Source organism: Curtobacterium sp. PhB115 (assembly GCF_003752025.1).
GTDB lineage: Bacteria > Actinomycetota > Actinomycetes > Actinomycetales > Microbacteriaceae > Curtobacterium.
Map to the genome: position 1 here is coordinate 934,598 of NZ_RJKR01000005.1, position 21,875 is coordinate 956,472.

General features: G+C 71.1%; 19 protein-coding genes. 6 read left to right on the forward strand and 13 right to left on the reverse strand.

Translation table 11 applies throughout. The features are described from left to right. Positions 1 to 23: 23 nt before the first annotated feature. The 3 genes from EDF19_RS04620 to EDF19_RS04630 all read right to left on the reverse strand — a co-directional run bounded on the left by EDF19_RS04620 (position 24) and on the right by EDF19_RS04630 (position 3,054). Positions 24 to 1,373, reverse strand: coding sequence for a hypothetical protein (locus EDF19_RS04620; RefSeq protein ID WP_123679703.1), 1,350 nt, complete (start codon positions 1,371 to 1,373; stop codon positions 24 to 26). Then, the gene (locus tag EDF19_RS04625; protein WP_123679704.1) at positions 1,370 to 2,434 is read right to left on the reverse strand and encodes a glycosyltransferase; all 1,065 of its coding nucleotides are present in this window, start codon (positions 2,432 to 2,434) and stop codon (positions 1,370 to 1,372) included. Before EDF19_RS04625 ends, EDF19_RS04620 begins: the two co-directional genes overlap by 4 nt. A gap of 65 nt (positions 2,435 to 2,499) precedes the next feature. Beyond that, complete coding sequence (locus EDF19_RS04630; RefSeq protein ID WP_185022674.1) at positions 2,500 to 3,054, reverse strand: low molecular weight phosphatase family protein; 555 nt, start codon at positions 3,052 to 3,054, stop codon at positions 2,500 to 2,502. Positions 3,055 to 3,142: 88 nt separating this feature from the next. On the opposite strand from EDF19_RS04630, the gene EDF19_RS04635 reads away from it, so the two are divergent. Genes EDF19_RS04635 through EDF19_RS04645 form a run of 3 tightly spaced genes read left to right on the forward strand, consistent with a single transcriptional unit; the run spans position 3,143 to position 6,602 of the window. Beyond that, positions 3,143 to 4,606: a polysaccharide biosynthesis tyrosine autokinase gene (locus EDF19_RS04635; protein ID WP_123679706.1), complete on the forward strand. Its 1,464-nt coding sequence runs from the start codon at positions 3,143 to 3,145 to the stop codon at positions 4,604 to 4,606. Next, positions 4,603 to 5,727, forward strand: a complete 1,125-nt coding sequence (locus EDF19_RS04640; RefSeq protein ID WP_123679707.1) for a polysaccharide pyruvyl transferase family protein — start codon at positions 4,603 to 4,605, stop codon at positions 5,725 to 5,727. The genes EDF19_RS04635 and EDF19_RS04640 overlap by 4 nt, the downstream gene beginning before the upstream one ends. Further along, positions 5,727 to 6,602: a glycosyltransferase family 2 protein gene (locus tag EDF19_RS04645; protein WP_123679708.1), complete on the forward strand. Its 876-nt coding sequence runs from the start codon at positions 5,727 to 5,729 to the stop codon at positions 6,600 to 6,602. Before EDF19_RS04640 ends, EDF19_RS04645 begins: the two co-directional genes overlap by 1 nt. Here EDF19_RS04645 and EDF19_RS04650 read toward each other — a convergent pair. Together EDF19_RS04650 and EDF19_RS04655 are read right to left on the reverse strand one after the other, a co-directional pair. Next, a complete protein-coding gene (locus EDF19_RS04650; protein WP_123679709.1) occupies positions 6,580 to 7,659 on the reverse strand; it encodes an acyltransferase in 1,080 nt (359 codons plus the stop codon). The two genes, EDF19_RS04645 and EDF19_RS04650, sit on opposite strands and share 23 nt — an antisense overlap. Beyond that, positions 7,659 to 9,257: a GH39 family glycosyl hydrolase gene (locus EDF19_RS04655; RefSeq protein WP_185022675.1), complete on the reverse strand. Its 1,599-nt coding sequence runs from the start codon at positions 9,255 to 9,257 to the stop codon at positions 7,659 to 7,661. The genes EDF19_RS04650 and EDF19_RS04655 overlap by 1 nt, the downstream gene beginning before the upstream one ends. A 110-nt stretch (positions 9,258 to 9,367) precedes the next feature. Here EDF19_RS04655 and EDF19_RS04660 point away from each other — a divergent pair, with 110 nt between their 5' ends. Continuing rightward, positions 9,368 to 10,240 (forward strand): ankyrin repeat domain-containing protein, encoded by an 873-nt coding sequence (locus tag EDF19_RS04660; protein WP_148071031.1) that lies wholly within the window; start codon positions 9,368 to 9,370, stop codon positions 10,238 to 10,240. Here the strand turns inward: EDF19_RS04660 and EDF19_RS04665 are convergent. The 7 genes from EDF19_RS04665 to EDF19_RS04700 all read right to left on the reverse strand — a co-directional run bounded on the left by EDF19_RS04665 (position 10,225) and on the right by EDF19_RS04700 (position 19,371). Then, entirely contained in the window at positions 10,225 to 11,430 is a 1,206-nt protein-coding gene (locus EDF19_RS04665; RefSeq protein WP_395859558.1) for a glycoside hydrolase family 1 protein, read from the reverse strand. The two genes, EDF19_RS04660 and EDF19_RS04665, sit on opposite strands and share 16 nt — an antisense overlap. 9 nt (positions 11,431 to 11,439) lie before the next feature. Continuing rightward, entirely contained in the window at positions 11,440 to 12,312 is an 873-nt protein-coding gene (locus tag EDF19_RS04670; protein WP_123679713.1) for an alpha/beta fold hydrolase, read from the reverse strand. Next, on the reverse strand, positions 12,309 to 14,063 hold the full coding sequence (locus EDF19_RS04675) for an ABC transporter ATP-binding protein (protein WP_123679714.1): 1,755 nt from the start codon (positions 14,061 to 14,063) through the stop codon (positions 12,309 to 12,311). The genes EDF19_RS04670 and EDF19_RS04675 overlap by 4 nt, the downstream gene beginning before the upstream one ends. Beyond that, positions 14,056 to 15,000 carry an ABC transporter permease gene (locus tag EDF19_RS04680; RefSeq protein WP_123679715.1) on the reverse strand — a complete coding sequence of 315 codons (945 nt, stop codon included), beginning with the start codon at positions 14,998 to 15,000 and terminating at the stop codon, positions 14,056 to 14,058. Before EDF19_RS04680 ends, EDF19_RS04675 begins: the two co-directional genes overlap by 8 nt. After that, positions 14,997 to 15,977, reverse strand: a complete 981-nt coding sequence (locus tag EDF19_RS04685; RefSeq protein WP_123679716.1) for an ABC transporter permease — start codon at positions 15,975 to 15,977, stop codon at positions 14,997 to 14,999. Before EDF19_RS04685 ends, EDF19_RS04680 begins: the two co-directional genes overlap by 4 nt. Further along, positions 15,974 to 17,734 carry an ABC transporter substrate-binding protein gene (locus EDF19_RS04690; protein ID WP_260216923.1) on the reverse strand — a complete coding sequence of 587 codons (1,761 nt, stop codon included), beginning with the start codon at positions 17,732 to 17,734 and terminating at the stop codon, positions 15,974 to 15,976. The genes EDF19_RS04685 and EDF19_RS04690 overlap by 4 nt, the downstream gene beginning before the upstream one ends. A gap of 575 nt (positions 17,735 to 18,309) precedes the next feature. After that, on the reverse strand, positions 18,310 to 19,371 hold the full coding sequence (locus EDF19_RS04700) for a LacI family DNA-binding transcriptional regulator (RefSeq protein ID WP_260216924.1): 1,062 nt from the start codon (positions 19,369 to 19,371) through the stop codon (positions 18,310 to 18,312). Between the two features lie 268 nt (positions 19,372 to 19,639). On the opposite strand from EDF19_RS04700, the gene EDF19_RS19035 reads away from it, so the two are divergent. Next, the gene (locus tag EDF19_RS19035; protein WP_185022677.1) at positions 19,640 to 19,795 is read left to right on the forward strand and encodes a hypothetical protein; all 156 of its coding nucleotides are present in this window, start codon (positions 19,640 to 19,642) and stop codon (positions 19,793 to 19,795) included. Between the two features lie 87 nt (positions 19,796 to 19,882). Here the strand turns inward: EDF19_RS19035 and EDF19_RS04705 are convergent, their stop codons facing one another. Further along, complete coding sequence (locus tag EDF19_RS04705; protein WP_123679719.1) at positions 19,883 to 20,584, reverse strand: GntR family transcriptional regulator; 702 nt, start codon at positions 20,582 to 20,584, stop codon at positions 19,883 to 19,885. A gap of 82 nt (positions 20,585 to 20,666) precedes the next feature. Here EDF19_RS04705 and EDF19_RS04710 point away from each other — a divergent pair, with 82 nt between their 5' ends. Beyond that, positions 20,667 to 21,869, forward strand: a complete 1,203-nt coding sequence (locus EDF19_RS04710) for an MFS transporter (RefSeq protein ID WP_123679720.1) — start codon at positions 20,667 to 20,669, stop codon at positions 21,867 to 21,869. The last annotated feature ends 6 nt before the right edge of the window (positions 21,870 to 21,875 follow it).

Here is a 21,875-nt window from a genome sequence, read left to right on the forward strand (position 1 = left end):
ACGCCCTGGACCGGCGTTCTGCGTCAGGTGCCGTGCGCCGATGAGGGGAGCCGCGCCTCCAGGCCGGATCTGGACGCGACCGGCACCACGGGCCGGACCACGTCGTCCGTCCGCACGCGCCAGGCGTCCGCGACGCACGCGGCGATCAGCAACCACAAGATCGGCGTCGACAGGTCGGGCGTCCCGACCGTCTTCGCGACGAGGAGGGCGAGGAGCGCGCAGGCGAACTCGATCCGTCGCGTCCGGCACGCCACGACGACGGCCCCGAGGACCAGTACGAGCAGCAGGGCCGCGCCGGGGACGCCGAGGCAGGACAGGACCGACATCGCGAAGGACGACGGCCGGTTGCCGCCGAGTCCGGTCCCCAACCACAGCGTGTCGGCGGCGACACCCCACGAGAACTCGTCGCCGCCGGTTCGTGCGTTCCAGGACTGGCTGCCGATCTTGTCGTCCACGAGGGCGGCGAGCGGCGCCCACAGCGTGGGACCGGCGATGAGGACCGTGATGCCGAGCGCGAGTCCGGCGAGCACCACCCACGGGGTGCCGACCCCGCCACCGAGCACGTACCGGACCGCGAGGACCACGAGCCCCGCGCCGATGACCACGGCGGACGCGACGAACGCGACGCCCGAGGAGGCCTGCAGCAGGTTCGAGCAGGCGAGGACGAACAGCGCGGCCCAGACGGCGCGTACGCGCCCGCGTGACCGGGAAGCGGCGACGAAGAAGAAGACCGCTGCGGTCACTGAGAACGCGGCGAACTCGCTCGGCTCGCTGAACATGCCCCGGGCACGCCGTCCCGGTGTGAAGCCGCCGAAGATCGTGTTCGGGCTGGTGTCGAAGAGCCACTCGAACGCGCCGAGGCCCGCCTTGACGGACATCCCCCGGACGGCGCTCGCCACGGTCCCGACGGCGAGCGCGACCCGGATCGCGCGCCGTGCGCCGTCGATCCGGACGAGGAACAGGAACGTCAGGAGCGCGATCACGAAGTAGCCGAGCTGGGCGACCGTCGACACCGTGTACCCGAGCCGGTCGGGGTCGAGGACCTGCGAGTCCAGTCCGCCGCGCGACGAGAGCACGGGGATGCCGCGGAAGAGCCACGGGCCGAGGGTCGTGATGACGACGGACCAGAGACCGAAGAGCACGAGGAGGTTCGCGGTCCAGTGGGTCGTCCGGAGCGGCGCCGTCCGTGCGAGGAGCAGCACGGCCACGATCGCGGACGTGTAGAAGAGCGAGATCCCGTTGCCGGCGACGACGCCCGTGACGGAGACGGGCAGCGCGGCCGTGGCACCGAGGACCGTCGGCAACCACTCGCGGCGGAACGTGACCGTGACCGCGAGGACGACGACCAGGACGGCCCCGAGGGCAGTGATCACGAGACCAGCTCAGCGGCGACCGTCCGGACCCGGTGCGCGAACGCGTCGGCGCTCCAGCGTGCGGCGTCGGCGGAGATCGCCTCGTGGTCCCACCGCAGGCGGAGCGCGCGTCGGATCGCGGTGCGGAGGGACTCCGGCGTGTGCTCGTCGAAGAAGACGCCGGAGTACCCGTCGGTGACCGTCTCGACCGCCCCGCCGCCGCGGTACGCCACGATCGGGGCGCCGGACGTCATCGCCTCGATCGGGACCATGCCGAAGTCGTCCTCGGAGGGGAAGACCACGAGGGCGGCGCGGGCGTAGAGGTCGGCGAGGGCGGTGGTGTCGACGGCGCCGAGGAACCGGACGTTCGCGGGGGCCGTGGCCTCCAGCCGTGCGCGGTCACGGCCGTCACCGGCGACGACCAGCGCGATGTCGGGCAGGTCCCGCATCGCGTCGAGGAGCAGCCCGAGCTGCTTGTAGGGCTCGACGATGCGGCCGGCCCAGACGATCTCCGCCCGGCGTTCGACCGCGGGCAGCCCCTCGCGGGTGAACGCCTCATCGACGGGCGGTGGCACGATCGCGAGCGGCTCGACTCCGTAGAACCGGCGGATCCGGCCGGCGACGACCTGGTTCGTGGCGATGTACCCGTCGGCGCGGCGGGCAGCGGCTCGGTCGAGGGCGCGGAGCGTCGGGGCCACGGCGGCGAGTGCTCGACCGCCGTACATGGCGCTGCCGCTCCAGATCTGCCGGAGCGGACTGTGGCAGTAGACGAGGTGGGTCCCCTCGGCGCGGACGTGGTGCGCGAAGGCGTACGAGGACGAGATCACGTTGCCGGGGACCGGTCGGCGGGCGAGGTCGAGCACGGGCCGCGCAAGGGAGCGCATCCGGTAGTTCCGCGCCGTGTACCCGCGGCCGCCGACGTGCCGGGTGCCGCGGAGGCCGAGCTGGGCCTCGACCGCGGGGTCGCCGGCGATGGCGAACACGTCGTCCGTGCCCACGGCGGAGGCGAGGTGGGTGCTGACGCGCTCGGCGCCGCCGAGTTGGAAGAAGAAGTCGTGGCTGATGCTCCAGGAGGAGGACATGCGGCGCCTTTCGGGTCGGGCCGGGGTGGCAGTGCGGGCTTCGTGCCCCGGTTCGCGGTGGGCGTTCACGCCTGGGCCAGGAGTCGGGTGATCACGGCGATCGGGCCGGCCACCCGAGCCCGGAAGCGCTCGTGCTCGCTGTCGTCACCGCGGATCGGGTCGGCGACGTCGTCGGAGTCGGACGCGGTGCCGGGCAGGCGTGCCGCACGGACGGAGTCGACGAGCGCGGGGAACGCCGGTGTGGCGCCGTCGGCCGCATGGTGCATCCCGCCCGCTGCCCGGGTGAACTCGGCGAGTGTGAAGGTGCGCCGGAGGATCGACGGCTCGAGGTCGAGGACGTCGGCTCGGTGCCGACGCTCGAGGGTCAGGACGAGGTCGACCGCGGCGAGCGCCGGGACGTCGTGCAGCGCGCGGGAACGGAACCCGTCGGCGTCGATCCCCCGGTCCCGGAGCGCTGTGGCGGAGCGGTCGACCATCGGCAGTCCGGTCCGCGCTCGGGTGCCGGCGCTCTCGATCCGGACGCCGTGGACGCCGTGCTCGTGGAGGGCGGCGCGCAGCGCGTGTTCGACGTAGGGCGACCGGCAGATGTTGCCTTCGCAGACGACGAGGATCCGGGGCATGAGGGGGCTCCTGTTCGAGGTGATCGACTGCAATATTACATCATGTGATATTCTAATGCAGTAGATCAGACAATCCGGAAGGCAGCAGATGACGCTCGTCCAGTTCCTCGACGTCGTGCGGCGCAGGTGGCTCACCATCGCCATCGCGGTGGTCGTCGGCGTCGCCACGGCGTACGGCGCGACCCAGCTCCAGACCCCCGAGTACCAGTCGGAGGCCGGGGTGTTCGTCTCCGTCAGCGGGAGCGACAGCATCTCCGACCTCAGTCAGGGCAACAACTTCTCTGCCGCGCGGGTGAAGTCGTACGCGGCACTCGCCACCACTCCGGAGGTCCTACGGGCAGCAGCGACCGCCGCCGGTCTGCACGGGCCGGCCGCCGCGATCGGCGGGACCGTGGGCGTCACGACCGACCCGGACACGGTCATCATCAGCATCACCGCGACCGCGACGGACGCGAACCGGGCAGCAGCGGTCGCCAACGCCGTCGCCGCGGAACTCATCGACAAGGTGGCGACGGTCGAGCGTCGGACCGGCAGCGCCATCGTCCACCTCTCCGTCATCGAGAAGGCGATGCCGGCGGGTTCCCCCTTCACCCCGCGGGTGCCGGTCAACATCGCGCTCGGGCTGCTCGGCGGCCTCGCGATCGGTCTCGCCGGCGCGCTCCTCCGCGAGGTCCTCGACACCCGGCTGCGGTCGACCGAGGTCCTGCACCGCCTGATCGACACGAGCGTCCTGGGCGAGTTCCCGATCGACGACTCCGTCCGCGACCACCCACTGCTCGACGCCACGAACCGGTACACCCCGCGCGCCGAGGCCTTCCGACAGCTCCGCACGCAGCTCACCTTCACGAACCTCGAGGGCTCGTCGCAGAGCTTGGTCGTGACGAGCGCCCGCCCCGGCGAGGGGAAGTCGACGACCGCCGTCAACCTCGCGATGACGCTCGCCCAGAACGGCGGCCGGGTCCTGCTCGTCGACGCCGATCTGCGGCGCCCGAAGATCGGTGACTACCTCGGGCTGGAGAGCCGCGTCGGGCTCACCACCGTGCTGGCCCGTCAGGTCGCACTCGAGGACGCGATCCAGACCATCGGGGACACGAACCCGCTCGCGGTACTCGCCTCGGGACGCGTCCCACCGAACCCCAGCGAACTGCTCGGGTCGCAGCACATGGCCGAGTTGGTGCGCGAGCTCGAGCGCCGCTACGACTACGTCATCGTCGACGCCCCACCGGCGTTGCCCGTCACCGACCCGGCGATCCTCGGGGCGATCTGCTCCGGTGTCCTGCTCGTCGTGAGCATGAACGGCCACGTCCGTCGCGCGGATGTGCAGGCCGCCCACGAGCGGATGCAACGGATCGGGGCGCGGGTGCTCGGCGTCGTGCTCAACAAGACCACGCTCCAACGCAAGGAGCGCAGCTACTACCACTACGAGGCGTCCGCGCCGCTGAGCGAGAGCCCCCGACGAGTCGGCCGGGTGCGTGCCCGCCGGACCTCGTCGACGCCCTCGTCCTCGTCGGCGTCTCCCACCACCACCCCGATCTCGGAGGAGACCCGATGACCCGCGACTTCGTCTACCTCGGTTGGCAGGGGTACGACAACTTCGGCGACGACCTGCTGCACGACACCTGGCGCGCGGCACTCGACGCACCGCTCGACGTCGAGGCGCCACTGCACGGCCGCGCGTACGTCAAGCGCTCCCCCGAGATCGCCCACCATCGACTCCGGACGCTCGGACACCGGCGCCTGGTGCTGCTCGGAGGTGGCACGACGGTGGGCTTCGGCACCTGGGCCGGTCATGCGTGTCGCGCCGGTCTGGCCTACGGTGCCGAGGCGGTCGTCGGGCTCGGGCTCGGAGCCGCCGAGCCCACGGACGCGCACCTGCTCGCGACGCAGCCGTACGACTGGCCCGCCTGGAAGCGCAACTCGCGGTTCCGGCTGGCCGGCGTCCGGGGTCCGTTGTCCCAGCGCGAGGTCGCCCAGCACCTCGGTCCGACCGAAGTCGTCGGTGACCCGGCCCTGCTCTACCCCGTCGTCCGGCCGGTGTCCCCGTCCGGTGCACCCGCGATCGGGGTGTCGCTCGGGTCCGATCCGACGACGCGGTTCGACCTCGACACCGTCGCGGCGGTCATCGACCGCCGCGCCGCGCGGGACCACCTGCCGATCAGGGTCTTCGCGCTGTCGCGTTCCGACCGATCCGTCGCCCGGGAGCTCGCCGAGCGGGTCTCCGCACCGGTCGAGATCCACGAATACTCGGGCGACGTGCACGCCACGATGCGCGCGATCGCCTCGTGCACCGTGCTCGTCTCGGAACGTCTGCACGGTGTGATCGCCGCCGTCGCGCTCGGGGTCCCCGCCGTGCCACTGGCCTACGCCTCGAAGTGCGACGACTTCTGGATGAGCATGACCGGCACCCGGCCGAGCACGACCGTCGGGGCGTCCGGGTCGACGATCGCCGAGGCCGTCGACCGTGCCGTGGACGGCGGAGCGCCGACCGGTACCTCCACCGCGAGCGGCACGACGATCGCCGCGTCGGTCGCCGGGATGCAGCGGTCCCTGGGCGCCCTGGCCGACCGGCTCCTCGCCTGGCAGTCGGGCGCGCCGCTCGACCTCGACGGACTCACCGCCGAACCCGCGACCGCGACCACGACCACGACCACCACTCGAGCGGAGACCCACTGATGCGGACCGACAGCACCTTCCACCTCGTGATCAGCACCGTCCGCGGACCCGAGCACCTCGCGCGCTGCCTGTCGACGCTCGAGCACGAGCCCGAGTCCCTCTTCGTCACCGTCGTCGAACAGCACGAGGACCAACGCTGCCGGAGCCTCGTGGAGCCGTTCATCGCGGCCGGCCGGGGCGAGTACGTCCACGAGCCCGTCGTGCGCGGGGTCAGCCGGGGCCGCAACCGCGGGATGCGTCAGCTCCGAGGCCGGTACGTCGCGTTCCCGGACGACGACTGCTGGTACCCCGAGGGGACCCTCACGGCGGTGCGCGAGCAGTTCGACCGCACGCACGACGGGCAGCACGTCGACGGGATCGCCGCGACCATCGCCACGCCAGAGGGCGACAAGGGGCTCCTGCGGTGGCTCTCGACCACCACCTGGGTCCGCCCTCGCACGATCCCGCGGACGGTCTCTGCCGCCAGCTTGTTCTTCCGCGCCGACGTCGTCGCCGTGGTCGGCGAGTTCGACCCGGAACTCGGCACCGGTTGCGCGACTCCGTTCGGTGCCGGCGAAGAAGCCGACTACGTGCAGCGCGCCCTCGACCACGGGTACCGGATGCTCTACCGCGCGGACCTCGCCGTCTACCACCGCGAATGGCGGGACGACCCGGACGTCGACGCTGTCCGGGCGAAGGTCCGCCGGTACAACCGTGGGTTCGCGCGCGCGCTCCGGAAGCACCGGCAGTTCGGCCACCTCGCCTACTGGGTGGCCCGGAGCGTCGTCGGTGTCGGCGCGACGACGCTCCGCCGTGACCGTCCGGGCCGTGACCACCAGCTCGACCAGCTGGTGGGACGACTGCAGGGGTGGTTCAGCGGCCCGGTACCGCGCTGAGGCCGTCGTGGTCGGCTGCCAGGTGCGGCCGACCACGGCGACGGACGGCTCGGATGACCGGCCGTTCGAACAGGTACCAGGAGAGCGTCGCGACGCCGAGCGCCAGGGCGACGACCGCCAACCGTGAGACGCCGCTGATCGGCTCGCCGCCCGGCCGGAGCTGCAGCAGGGCGAAGTGCCACAGGTAGAGCCCGTACGACACCGTGCCGAGCCACCGGAGCGGCAGGACGTCGAGCGCCGGGACACCACCGCGGGCGGCGAACAGCACGACCACCGCCGCGAGCGCGACGGCCACTGTCTCCACCCAGCGTGTGACGCCGACGAGCGGACCGAGCGTGATCGGCAGGGTGCACACCGTCGCCACGACCAGGAGCACGGTCACCGTCGTACCGAGGACGACACTGCGGTTGCCGAAGGTCGCGCGGACGACCCCCACCCGCACGGCGACGGCCGCCCCGCAGCCCAGCAGCAGCGCCGCGACCGAGGTGTCGAACGCGTAGGCGAGCCAGGCGTACGGCGCGACCACCGTGGCGACGATCCGCCAGCAGACCGCCGCCGACACGATCGCGACGAGGAGTGCCACCGAGGCCCTCGGGCGACGCCGGGCGAGCGCGACGAGTCCGATCAGCGCGAGCGGCCAGACCGCGTAGAAGTGCTCCTCGACCGCGAGCGACCAGGTGTGTCCGAGGACACCGAGGTCACCGCCGACCGCTCGGGCGTAGTCGGCGGTGTACGTCACCGCAGCGAGCACGTGCCAGCCGACGACCCCGCGGTCCGGGTCGTCGAGGACCACGACCAGGACGGGCACCACGACGACGAGGAGCCCGAACGCCGGCAGCAGACGTGCTGCCCGGCGGCTCCAGAATCGCCGCAGGTCGACCCGACCGCGGACGTCGACCTCGTCCAGCAGGCCGCGGGTGATCACGAAGCCGGACAGCACGAAGAACGTGGTGACGCCGACCACCCCGCCGTAGGGCACCACGGACTCGGCGACGTGGCCCGCGACGACCAGCAGGACCGCGAGCCCCCGGAGCCCGTCGAGCTGGGTGAGCCGCATCAGTCCTGCCAGACGACGTACCGCGGCGCCCACTTGGCGGTCATGGTCAACAGACCCTTGGTCGCGGTCACGGCCTTGCTCGCCCCGGTGGACTCCACGAGGGTGCCCGTCGTCGGCAGCGGGATCGCGATCGACTGGTCGGCGAACCGGTCGACCGTCTGCCAGACGACCCGCACGTGGCGGTGGCCGTCGGCCGACACGAACTGGATCTCGCGCGTGGTGTCACGGGTGCGGCTGCCGGTGGCGCGCATCCCCGCGAGCATCCGCTGCATGGTCAGGTAGGCGGCAGCGGCGGGCCGGGGTTCGAACCCGGAGGCGACGTCGTGCGTGAGCCCGTAGGTCCGCTCACCGGCGTTCACCGGCCAGTTCAGCTCGAACGTGTAGAGGCGCTCGACGCCGCTGCGGGCCGCCAGGGCGTGCGTCCGGACGAGGAACGCGGCGAGGTCGGACTCGCCCACACCGGTCACACCGGTCGCCGACCACCCCACCTCGGTGATCCAGACCGGCGCGGGGGCACCCGAGGCGGACGGGTTCGCCTTCGCCTGGGCCTTGAGCGCCGCGAGGGTCTCGGTGATGCACCCGGTCCCGGCGGCACAGTTCTCCGGCGCCCACGGCTGCGAGTACGGGTGGACGCTGATCGCGTCCACCCACCGAGCGCCGCCGAGTGCGAACCAGCGGGTCATCCAGTCGCGCTCACGTGCCGAGACGGCGTTGACCCCCGGACCGACGACGCGGGCGGTCGGGTCGGCCGAGCGGACGGCGTGGAAGGTGGCTTCCGCCAGCGGCAGGTAGGCCTCCGGGGTGGCCGGGAAGGACCCGTGGAAGTTGTTCCACTCGTTCCAGACCTCGAACGACAGGTCGGCGTCCGGGTACCGGTCTCGGAGGTGCCGCACCGAGGTCGACACGAACCGCTCCCACGCGGCGCGCTGGGCCGGCACGGCCATGTCGGGCGGGGTCATCGCGCCGCCGGTGTGCGCCACGTTGCCGTAGTCGAGCACGAACAGCGGAGCGACGTCGGCGTCGCGGACCCAGGCGTCCACGCGGGCGTCGACCGGCGCGAAGTCGAACCGGCCCGCCACCTTCTCGACCGCCTGCCACTGGAGGTCCTGCCGGTAACCGCCACCGCCGAGCGCCCGGAACGTCGGCAGGACATCGGTCTTCGGCCCGGGGCTGCCGCCGACGTTGAACGCGAAGAACGGGTCCACCACGGCGGGCCCCGACGAGCGCACGAAGCGCGTCGATCCGGTCGCGGCACCGCACGTGACGGTCAGCCGGTAGATGCCCGGCTTCGTCGCGGTACCGCCGGGGAGCGCCCGTGCCGCCGTCGGTGCCGCAGCCGTGCGGTGCGATCCCGAGCCGACGGACGCGCCTTCCGAATCGGTGACCCGCCAGTCCGTCCCGTCGACGAGACAGTCGGGTACCCGGTACGCGATCGGAGCACCGGGGGCGAGGACGCCGCTGGTGCCGTCGATGCGGACGGTGAGCAGGGCGGCGGCACGAGCGGCCGGGACATCGACCACGAGGTCGGCGATCACGACCCCGATCGCGAGCAGCGGGAGCAGTGCTGGTAGGGAACGGCGGCGCGTTGGAGGTCGCATGGTGCCATCGTGCTCGGGGCCGGACGGCGACGACGAATCCTCGGTATGCACGGCGGGAGCGATGGGAACGACTGGCATTCCACCGGAGAGCGGCCCGGTAGGCTCGCGGCATGCGATGGAGTCGAGTGGGTTGGCCCGCGGTCGGGTACGTCTCGTTCGAGGACGTCGACGGCTACGCCGAGCACCTCGCCCGACTCGTGACCGATGCACCGCCCACCGTCGCGGCGCTCGCCTCGATCACGTGGAGCGAGGCCCGGGTGAGCGAATGGCGGGTCGAGGACTCCGGCCGCCACGACACCGCCGGGGTCGGCGCCGAGCCCGTGCGTACCGTCCACGCCGCGTTCGTCGTCCGCAACGACGAGGTCCTGGACACCCCGGACGGCCTGTGGCGCCGGTGGAACCACGCCAGGGTCACGATGCGCTTCGACCGCGCCGTGCTCGAACCCGACGACACCGACGTGCTCGACCTGCTCGCCGGTGACGTCCAGGTCGCACGCGGCGAGCTCGCCCACGTCGACGCCGACGTCTGGGAGCTGCGCCTGCTCCTCTCACCGACCGGCGAGCTCGCGATCCACTTCCGCGACGTGGCCGTCGAGGTCCGTCGCGTCGACGAGGAAGAATGGACCGCCCTGGAGGCCCGTCCAGCGCACGGCTGGCACGGCCCGATCCCCGATGGCTGGGTCGACTGGGCCACCCCCAGCGTGCGCGCTGCGGCGCACGGTGACGTGGGTGGGCTCTCGCTTGCGCTCGACGGGTTCGACGCCGACCCCGCGGACATCGACGGCATCGACCCGCGCTGGGGCTTCGCGCCACTGCACGCCGCCGCCTGGTTCGACCGGCGCGCGGTGCTCGAGGCACTCCTGGAACGCGGAGCGGCCCTCGGCATCGAGGATGCCGAGGGCCGGACCGCACTGGACCTGGCGCGCGAGCGGGGATCGACGCGCGCCGAGGAGCTGCTGCTCGCCGCCTACGAAGCGGGCTGAGCGGCCGTCTCGAGGGCGTTCGCCTTCGCGACCGTCCCGTACCAGCGGGCCGAGTCCTTCGGCGTGCGCTCGAAGGTCTCCGGGTCCCACGCCACGAGACCGAACGTCGGTCGGAAACCGGACGCCCACTCGTAGTTGTCGAGGAGTGACCAGTGCTGGTAGCCGAGGACCTCGATGCCGTCCTCGATGCAGCGGTGGATGCCCTCGAGGGCGCCCTGCGTGTACGCCTCGCGACGGGTGTCGTCGGCGGTCGCGATGCCGTTCTCGGTGATCATCAGCGGGACGCCACCGGAGAGCTCCCACGCGCTGCGGAGTCCGTCGGCCGAGGCCTCCGGGTAGAACTCCCACCCGGTGAGGGTCGTCTCGACGTCGTCGCGCACGGGCAGCGGACCGTTCGGCCCGATGAAGGTGCGGGTGTACGCCTGCACGCCGAGGAAGTCGTCGCCGGCCGCGTTCTCGAGGTACCAGTCGTCGCGCGGGTACCCGTACTCGCGGAGCATGGCGTCGGCACCGGGCTCGCCGTTCGACTTGAACGCCTGCGTCGCGATCGTCCAGCCGCTCTTGACGCCGTCGACCTGGGACAGGACCTCGCGCGACCGCTTGTGACTGGCGAGCAGTGCATCGGCGACGCCGAGGTCCGGGTTCGGCAGGCCGTAGGCGACCAGGTTCGACGCGTCCTCGCCGCCGGCGAGCATCGCCGCGATGTTCGGCTCGTTGATCGTGCAGACGTAGCGGACACCGTCCTGCACCACCGGCAGCGCGAGCTCGGTGTAGCGCGCGAACAGGTCGGCCGCGTCGGGGGCGCGCCAGAAGCCGTCGCGCTCGAACCAGCGCGGGACGGTGAAGTGCATGAGCGTGACGATCGGCTCGATGCCGAACTCGTGGCACGTCTCCACCATGCGGCGGTAGTGGTCGACCTCGGCACGGCTGACGAAGCCGCGCTCCGGTTCGATGCGTGCCCACTCGATGCTGAACCGGTAGGAGTTCAGCCCGAGCTCCGCCGCGATCCGGATGTCGTCCCGGTAGCGGTGGTAGCTGTCCGCCGCGTCGCCCGAGGGCTCGACGATGGTGGTGTCCGGCTCGTGCTCGTGCACCCACCAGTTGCTGTTGACGTTGTTGCCCTCGATCTGGTGGGCCGCGGTGGCCGCACCCCAGAGGAAACCGTCGGGGAAGTTCAGCGTGGTGATGATGGGGTCCTTTCAGTGCTGGCTCAAGAAAGCGTCGAACACGGCGACGGTCCCGAGCGGGTTCTCGACCTGGGGGCCGTGGTAGCTCGCGGGGATGACGACGTACTCGGCACCGGTGCGCTCGGCCATCGCGTGCTGCCACGGGATCGGCCAGGCGCCGTCCCACTCACCGTGCGTGACGAGGACCGGCAGGCCGGTGGCCCGCAGGGCGTCGGAGGCGTCCGTGTGGTCCTCGAGGATGTGCCCGCCGGCGACGACGCTCAGCGGACTCGTGGCGTCGAAGCGGTCGCGGACCATCCGGACGTCGTCGGGGAGTTCATGGTCGGGTCGGTACGCCCAGAGGGGGTTCGTCGAGTCGAAGAGCTGTCGGAGGTTCCCGCCGGTGTCGTGCAGGATCGTCAGCTCGGCGACCTTGCGGTACGGCCACCCGTGCGGACCGGAGCAGAACTGCACGACGTCGCGGAACGCCGTGGGGTCCTGGATCGCGGCGGCGCGGACGATCACGCCGCCGAGCGAGTGCCCGATCAGGTGCACCGGGGCCCCGTCGTCGAGCAGCCGCGCGACGCGGACCACGTCGGCCGCTTCTTCGTCGAGCGAGTAGTCCCGCGGCTCGGTCGGTGCCGCCGAGTCGGCCTGCCCGCGCCGGCTGATCGCGACGGCCGTCCACCCGGCATCCCGGAGGACCGGCAGGAAGGTCCGCCAGTCCTCCTTGGAGCCGGTGTACCCGGGGACGATGAGGACGGTGCCCTTCGACGGGCCGTCCGGCACGATCCGGTACGCGGTGAGGCGACCGATCGGCAGGTCGACGCCGACCACGTCCACCCCGTCCGGGGTCGGCAGGTGGCCGAACGCCGGGACGGACGGGAAGTCGTGCAGCGTCGTCACAGTCGACCCTCCGCCAGGGCCCGCCGCGGGTTCGGGACGGCGTCGAGCAGCGCGATCGTGTAAGGGTCCTGCGGGTTCTGCAGCACCTCGGCCGTGTGACCGCGCTCGACCACGGCGCCCTCGTGGAGCACCATGATGTCGTCGGTGATGAGCCGCGCGCTCAGCAGGTCGTGCGTGATGTAGAGGAGCGAGACGCCCCACTGCTCGCGCAGGTCCTCGAGCAGGGCCAGCACGCCGGCGCGGAGCGTCACGTCGAGCATCGAGACCGGCTCGTCGGCGATGATCACCTGCGGGTCGGACGCGAGCGCCCGGGCGATCACGACGCGCTGCCGCTGCCCGCCGGAGAGCTGGTGCGGGAGCTTCTGCGCGAACTGCTCGACGGGGGTCAGGCCCACGGTGTCGAGCAGCTCGAGCACGCGCTTGCGGGCGTCGCGACCCGTCAGCCCCGTGTAGTTCGCGATCGGACGGGACAGCGTGTACTCGACCGTGTGCAACGGGTTGAGGGCGGCGTACGGGTCCTGGAAGACCATCTGCACCTCGGACCGGAGGTCACGGAGGCCTCGCTTGCCCAGGCGTGCGACGTCGAGGTCGCCGAACCGGACGGTACCGGTGGTCGGCTTCTCGACGCCGGTGAGCAGCTTCGCGATGGTCGACTTGCCCGAACCGGACTGGCCGACCAGGGCGAGCGACTGCCCCGGCTCGAGGGTGAACGACACGTCGCGCACCGCCTGCACCGGCTGCTCGCCACGGCGCGGAGCCGGGTAGGTCTTCACGATGTTCGAGACCACGATCGGGTTCTTCGCCGCCGAGCGCTCGCGCGACCCGACGGTGCTGAACGACGACGTGGCCTCCTGGCGCTTCTCGCCCGACGTCGCACGCTGCGACCGGTCCGGGAACCCGGGCAGGGACACGACCTCGGCACGCGGGTCGGCGTAGTGCGACAGCAGCATCTTCGTGTAGTCGTCCTGCGGGTCGCGCAGGAGCTGCTTCGAGCCGCCGTCCTCGACGATGCGGCCCTCGTGCATGACGAGCACGCGCTCGGTGGCCTCGAGGACGATGCCGAGGTCGTGGCTGATCAGGATCGCGGTGAAGCCCTCGGACTGCTGCAGCTCGATGATCGTGTCCATCACGGCGTGCTGCACGAGCACGTCGAGCGCCGTCGTCGGCTCGTCGAACACCATGAGCTGCGGCTCGAGCGACAGGGCCAACGCGATCGAGACGCGCTGGCGCATGCCGCCGGACAGCTCCCCCGGGAAGCGGGCGAGCATCGTCGTCGGCAACTTCACCTTCTCGATGAGCTCCTTCATCCGGGCGTCCCAACGGTCGCGCGACACGTGGCCGTGCGCCTTGAAGATGTCGATGAAGTGGTTCCGGATGGTGCGCACCGGGTTCAGCGCGTTCATGCCGGACTGCAGGACCATCGCGAAGCCGCCCTGGCGCTGCTGACGCAGTTCCTCGTCACCGAGGTCCCGGATGTCGTGGCCGCCGAAGACGATGTTGCCGCCGTTCGTGCGTGCCGGGGGCTTCTGCAGGCGCGTCAGCGCGTAGCCGAGCGTCGACTTGCCGGAGCCGGACTCGCCGACCAGGCCGACGAACTCGCCCTTCTTGAGCTGGAACGACACGTGGTCGACCGCTTGGACCGCTTCCTGGCCGGCCGACTCGTAGACGACCGACAGGTCTCGGACGTCGAGCAGGACGTCCGCAGCCTGCGGGGCGGACCCGGGACGGGCCTCCAGGGTGGATTCAGGCATTCTTGGCTCCCTTGGGACGACGCGCGCCCTCGCGCAGCCGCGGGTTGGAGACGGCGTCGACGCCGAAGTTGATCAGGGTGAGGCTCATCGCGAGCAACGCGATGCAGAGACCCGGCGCGAACAGCAGGATCCACTGGCCGGTGAGCAGCGCGTTCGAGTTCTGCGCCCAGTAGAGGATCGTTCCCCAGCTGACGATCGACGAGTCGCCGAGCCCGAGGAACTCCAGGCCCGCCTCGGCGAGGATCGCGCTCGTGGCCGCACCGAAGAACGAGCCGACGATGAGCGACGTCATGTTCGGCAGGATCTCGCGGAACACGATGCGGGTCGCACCGTCACCGGAGAACTGCGCGGCCGTCACGAAGTCGCGACCACGGAGCGACTGGGTCTGGCTGCGCAGGACGCGAGCGCCCCATGCCCAACCGGTGACGACGATCACCGCGATGATGACCGCGATGCCGCCGTTCTGCAGGTACGCCGCGATGACGATCATCAGGGGCAGACCCGGGATGACCAGGAACAAGTTCACGATGAAGCCGATGACCTCGCCGATCCAGCCGCGGACGTAGCCCCAGCTGAGGCCGATCGCCACGGCGACGAGCGTGGACAGGATGCCCGCGACCGCGCCGACCATCACGGAGATCCGCGCACCGTAGATGATCTGGGAGAGGACGTCCTCGCCGGCGGCGGTGGTGCCCATCCAGTGGTCGGCGGTCGCGTCGGCGGAGCGGGCGAAGCCGTTCTGGCTGGCGCCGTACGGGGCCAGGAGCGGCGCGAAGATCGCGACCAGCACGAACACCGCGAGGATGATGATGCCGATCCGGGCCTTCGAGTTCGACCAGACGACGCCGAACTGGCGGGCGATGCTCTTCCACTTGGAAGGAGCCTGTTGTTCGTCGGTGTCCTGGGTCCGGACAGCGACAGTGGCGTTGTTGGTCATCGGCGCGTCCTCGGGTCCAGGACGCCGTACATGACGTCCACGATGAAGTTGGCGATGAGCACCGACACGGTGATCATCAGGAAGAGGGCCTGCATGAGCGGGTAGTCCTGCCCGATGACGGCGTTGAACAGCAGGTAGCCGATGCCCGGGTAGCCGAACACCTGCTCGACCAGGACGGAACCGCCGACCACGCCACCGAGCGCCAGACCGAAGCCGGTCAGGTTCGGCAGGATCGCGTTCCGCGCCGCGTACCGGACGGCCACGGTGCGGCCGCGCAGACCGTTCGCCTCGGCGAAGGTCACGTAGTCGTCGCCGAGCGTGTTGATCATCGCGTTGCGCATGCCGATGATCCAGCCACCGAGGCTCGTCACGAGGATCGTGACCGCCGGCAGGACCGCGTGCTGCAGGGCGTCTCCGACGAACGCGCCGTTCAGGCCGGGCGTCGTCGTCGCCGAGTAGGCACCCGTGGTCGGGAACCAGTGCAGGACGTAGCCGAGGAAGAACAGCAGCAGGAGGGCGGTCCAGAAGTACGGGAACGTCGACATGAACGAGCCCGACAACGTCGGGAGCGAGTCCAGCCAGGTGCCACGCTTCCACGCCGCCGCGACACCGATCAGGGTGCCGAGGACGAACGCCAGGATGGTCACGACACCGACGAGGATCAGCGTGTACGGCAGGGCCTTCGACACGAGGTCACCGACGGGCTGCGGGTAGAACGTGTAGCTCGTGCCGAAGTCGAGGGTGATGACCTGGTGCAGGTAGCTGACGTACTGGTCCCAGAGGTTGCCGGTCGGGACGCCGAGCTGGGCCTCGATGGCCTTCTTCGTCGCCTCGGTGACCGGGCCGTTCTGGCTGAGCTTCGCCAGTGCCGCATCGGTCGGGCTGCCCGGCATGAGGCGTGGGAGCACGAAGTTCAGCGTGACCGCGGCCCAGAGGGTCAGGACGAAGAGGACGAGTTTCTGGAGGATGTACTTCACTTCTTGTCCGCCTTTTCGTCCTGCAGGATCTCCTGTCCGGCGGCGCTGTCACGCAGTCGCAGCTTCGAGAAGATCAGCAGCGGTGCCGAGTCGTAGTTCTGCGGGGCCATGTACGGGTCGTCCGCACTCGGCCAGCCGACGAACTTGGAGGTGTTGAACAGCCCCCAGAGGCCGCCGTAGTACATGCCGATCACGGGCAGGTCGTCGTAGACGATCTCCTGCAGCTGGTTCAGGATCTCCTGCTGCTTCGCGGTGTCCGTCGTCGCCTTGTACTCGTCGAGGAGCTTCTGCGTGTCGGCGTTCTTGTACCGCTCGTAGTTGTTCACCGTCGACTTGCCGACCGGCTGGTAGAAGTCGGTGCTGAGCAGCGAGTTGAACGCCTGGTAGACGTCACCGTTGCCCATGCCGCCCATCGCCATGTCGAACGTGCCGTTGTTGATGTTCGACTGGTACCCGGCGGGCTGCGGTGCCTGGATCGTCACCTTGACGCCGATGGCCGTCAGGTTGCGACGGACCTCCTGCGCGGCGCGGAGCCAGTCCGAGTAGCCGTTCGCGGTCATGATGTTGATCTCGAGCTGCTTGCCGTCCTTGACGAGCTTGCCGCCCTGCTGCGTGTAGCCGGACTTCGCGAACTCGGCCAGCGAGCGCTTCTCGTCCTGCGTGATCATGCCCTGGTCGGGGATGTCCGGGTTGAGGTACTTCTCCTGGTTCGGCAGGATCAGGCCGGTCTGGCCCGCCGCCGCCAGGTTGCCCTCGGATGCCGTCTCGGCGATGTCGTCACGGTTCAGCGCGTACGAGATGCCCTTGCGGACGTTGACGTCGTTGTACGGCGCCTTCGTCAGGTTCGGGATCAGCCCGATCACACCGCCGGCCGGGAACCACCACTGGTTCGACTTCGACGCGGCACCCCAGGTGCCCTTCACGTCGGAGATGAACGAGTACGCCCAGTCGTAGCCGCGGGTGACGGTGTCGAGCTGCGTGTTCGTCGCCGGCAGGATGAGGTGCTTGATGGCGATCTTGTCGGCCTGCCAGTACGTCGGGTTCTTGTCCATCGAGTACTGCTGGTCGGTGTAGTTGCCGAGCACGAACGGACCGGTGCCGACCGGGTTCGGGTCCCGCCACGTGGTCGGGTCCTTCACCCCGCCCCAGTGCTGCTCGCCGAGGATGTACGTCGCGCCGATGATGTTCAGGCTCGGGACGTCATCGGACTTGAGGTGGAAGACGACGTGGTCGCCGTCCTGCTCGATGCTCTTGATGTGCTGCCAGGCGCCCTTGACGTCCATCGCCGGGAACTTCTTCAGCAGGTCGAACGTGAAGACGACGTCCTTCGCGCTGAACGCGTCACCGTTCGACCACTCCACGCCGGAGCGGATCGTCATGTCGATCGTGCTGGCGTCCGGCTGGCTCCAGTCACTGGCGAGCCACGGGGTGCCCTTGCCGTCGAGGGGGTTCACCTCGATGAGGGGCTCGTACATCCACTTGGAGGCCGTGCGGGCGTTCGCGATGTACGGGTTGAAGTTGCGGTCGAACAGCGGGTTGCCGTGGTCCGCGTTGATGAGCATCGTGTCCTTGCCGATGCTCGGGTCCGGTTGGGAACGGACCTGGATGCTGCAGCCGGTGGCCATGAGGGCCACTGCGGCGAGTCCGGCGATGGCCGCGACGAGACGTCCGCGGCGTCGGGTGCTGCCGGGGCGCGTTCCGGGAGCGCGGGTCCCGGGGTCGCGCTTGCCGCGCGTGCGCTGTGGGGGAAGCGTCATTGCTCGGTCGACCTCCGTGTCGATTCGGTACCTGCTCAATGTATGCGCTTACATCGCGGTGCGCAACCGGGGTCGAGCGGGTCGGAGGCGCGGGCGGTGCGTGCCGGTGTTGTTTGCCGGGGTGTCACGTGTGGGTGGGGGTGGGTGGGAGCGCGGCGGGTGGGCGGATGGTCGCGGCGGGTGGGCGGATGGGCGCGGCGGGTGGGCGGATGGGCGCGGCGGGTGGCTCGCACGGTGCGAGGGCGGCGCCGGGCTCGGGACAGAGACGGTGCACGGCTCGCACGGTGCGAGGTTCCGAACACGGTGCGACGCCGCGCGGCCCGCACACTGCGCGGAACCTCGCACACTGCGGCCGACGCCCGTCGAGCCTCGCACGGTGCGAGGGCAACGCCGGGCTCGGGACGGAGGGGGCGCACGGCTCGCACGGTGCGAGGTTTCGAACACGGTGCGACGCCGCGCGGCCCGCACACTGCGCGGAACCTCGCACACTGCGGCTACGGCGCGAGCCACGGCACGCCCCCGCACGAGCGACCAGCCCGCGCCCGCCCGCACACGCGCCCGCACGCACACGCCCCTCACAACACCGGCGGGCAACTCTCCCGCAACAGCACCTCGACGGGCAGCCGCACGGCGCGCGGCGGCCCCTCCCGGTGGTCGAGCCGGTCGACGATCGCCCGCACGGCAGCCCGCCCGAGCTCCCCCATCGGCTGGTGCACCGTGGTGAGCCGCGGCGACGAGAACCGCCCGGCGTCGATGCCGTCGAACCCGGTGACGACGACGTCCTCCGGCACGCGCAGCCCCCGGGCGGCAGCGGCGTCGAGCACACCGAGCGCCGACTGGTCGTTCGAGCAGACGATGGCCCGTGGCACGTCACCGGCGAGCAACGACGTCGCGAGCTCCCGCGCACGCACCCGCCCGAAGTCGCCGTGCACGACACGGACCGCCGACGCCGGCACCCCGTGGTCGGCCAGCGCGGCGCGGAACCCCGTCGACCGCTCGATGTCGTCCGGGGAGTCGATCGGCCCGGCGACGTACGCGAGCGACCGGATACCCAGGCGCCCGATGACGTGCGACACGACGGTCCGCATGCCCGCGGCGTTGTCGACACTGACCGAGTCGAAGCCGTGCGAGCGCCGGTCGTCCGCGAGCACGACGACCGGGATCCGTCTGGCGACGTGCTCGAGCAGCTCGTCTGGCACGGTCTGAGCCAGCACGGCGAGGCCGTCGACGCGACCGGCGACGTCGTTCACGATGACGTCGCGCGACGAGCCGCGTCCAGCGGCGACCATGAGTGCGAGGCCGCGCTGCCACGCCTCGGTCTCGGCGCCGCGCAGGACCTCGTCGAAGTACAGGTTCGAGGAGAACGGCTGGGTCACGTGCCGCCGGTCGTCGACCACTCGGACGCCGCCGTCGGTGACGAGGTCCGGCCGCTCGTCGGGCACCACGTCGAAGCCGGGCAGCAGCAGTCCGACGACGCCGGTGCGCTTGCCGGCGAGGGCCCGGGCATTGCCGGAGGGGACGTAGCCGAGGCTCCGGATCGCCGTCTGGACACGGTCCCTGGTGCCCTCGCGGACGGCGTCGGGCGTGCGCAGCACGCGCGAGACCGTGGCGATCGAGACCCCAGCGGCAGAGGCCACGTCGTAGACCGTGGGAGGTGCGGCACGCTGCTCAGCCAAGCCGTGCCTCCCCTCCGACGTCCGTGGTGTCCGTGCGTCGACCGCTCGGCCGGACCATCCTAGGCATGCCGTCCGCACCGGACTTCCCCACAGGTCCCCGAGACCCCTTGCGGCGCGGAGACCGGCCGCGCCACACTGTTGCGACCTCAGTACGTCCCGTGAGGAAGCGCACCGACGGGCCGGGTGCCCGTGCAACCACGATGCCCACACGCAGGGGAAGGACACCGACATGTCACAGGCGACACGATCCGGGAGCAAGCTGGCGAACCGCGCGAGCCACGACCAGGCCGAGGTGCGCGACGCGCTCCTCGAGCACACCGATGGTGGCTCCGCTTCGGTCTTCGACCAGCTCGACGCGGCGGAGGAACGCGCGGACCGCCCCTAGCGGGCGGGTGCGGGCGGGCGGTTCCGGATCCGGCCTGGAGGCACGGGTCGGCTCGTCCGTTCCGCGACCGCGACGCAGGTGGTCGCGTCAGCGTTCGGTGGTGCCGACGATCGTCATGCCCGCGCCTCGCAGACGGCGGCGCTCCTGGGCGATCCAGCTGAGCAGGCGGTCGTTCGTGCCGGCGACGTGCGCCGCGACGAGTTCCGCTGCGCGGTCCGCGTCGCCGTCCCGCACGGCGTCGATGATGGCGCTGTGCTCCTCCCAGGCGGCGTCGCGAGCCTCGGGCGTGCGCACCTCGATCCACCGTGTGCGTTCGAGGCGCGTCAGTGCGTCGGCGATCGCGTCGGTGATGAACCGGTTGCCGCCGAGTGCGGCGAGGTCGAGGTGGAACGTCGAACCCATCCGGATGCCGGCCTGCTGGTCGGGCGTCGGACGGAGGGTGTCGAGGTGGCCACGGACCTCGGCGAGCTGTTCCGTGCTCGCGCGCTCGACGGCGAGCCGGGCGGCCGCGGGCTCGAGGACACCGCGGAGCTCGGCGAGCGACGCGATCTCGTCCAGGTCGATCGGGGTGACCGTCCACGAGCGGCCCTCGTGCAGGATGAGCCCTTCGCGCTCGAGCCGCGACAGTGCCGCGCGGACGGGGGTCCTCGAGGCGTGGAACCGCGCCTCGAGACCGCGCTCGGAGATGCGCTCCCCCGGCGCGATGTCGAGCGTCAGGATCGCCGCACGGAGGTTGTCGTAGAGCTGGGCCGTCTGCGACACCGGGGTTGCATCGGTCGTGTCGGTCACGGCCCACGATCTTAGTAGCGCCGGTGCGGAAATGGTATACCGTTTTGGTATACCAATCCGTTCCGTCCTGAAACGAACCTCCATGAGCGCGACCGCCGCACCTCCGAAGCCCACCACGATCGGCCCTCGAGCGTGGACGATGCTCGCGCTCGGCGTCGCCGCGCAGGCCGCCGGGACCCTCGTGGTGACGGCCCCGGCACTCCTCATCCCGTACCTGCACGCCAACGGCACGTCGCTCACGGTGGCGGGGGTCCTCGCGGCGGCGCCGACCTTCGGCATGGTGCTGACCCTCATCGCCTGGGGTGCGATCACGGACCGGTTCGGTGAACGGATCGTCATCGCGGGCGGACTCGTGCTCACCACCCTCGCGGTGGTCGGCGCCTGGGTCGCGGCCGGGGACCCGGTGCTGCTCGGCCTCGCGTTCCTGGCCGGCGGCATGACGAGTGCGTCCACGAACGCCGCGAGCGGCCGGGTGGTCGTCGGGTGGTTCCCGAAGGAGCGCCGGGGTCTCGCGATGGGGATCCGGCAGATGTCGCAGCCACTCGGGGTCACGCTCGCGGCGGTCACGGTGCCGCAGCTCGCCGAGTCGTCCGGCATCCGCGCGGCCCTCGTCCTGCCCGTCGTGCTCTGCGCGGTCCTCGCGGTGCTCTGTGCCGTCGGCATCCAGAACCCGCCGCGTCCGGCACGGCACACCGCCCCCTCCGAGACGACCGCGAACCCGTACCGGACGAGCGGGTTCCTCTGGCGCATCCACGCGGTGTCGATCCTGCTCGTCGTCCCGCAGTTCACGTTGTCGACCTACGGACTCGTCTGGCTCGTCGGACTCGGCTGGTCGACCCCCGCTGCCGGACTGCTCGTCGGGGCATCCCAGTTCGTCGGGGCGATCGGACGCATCCTCGTCGGGGTGTGGAGTGACCGAGCGGGCTCACGGGTCGGGCCCCTGCGGATCGTCGTCGTGAGCGCCGCTGTGGTGATGGGCGCTCTCGCACTCGTCGACCTGACACACCTGGCCGCCGCCGCGGTGTTCCTCGTCATCGCGACGAGCGTCACGGTCGCCGACAACGGACTCGCCTACACGTCGGTGGCCGAGGCCGCCGGCCCGTTCTGGTCAGGACGAGCACTCGGTACCCAGAACACCGGGCAGTTCATCGCGGCGAGCGCCGTCGGGCCGGGGATCGGCGCCCTGGTCACCGCCCTCGGGTTCGCGGCGTCGTTCGGCATCGTCGCGGTGCTGCCGCTCCTGGCGCTCCCGCTGGTCCCGCGCACCGATCGTTCACACGACTGACGGACG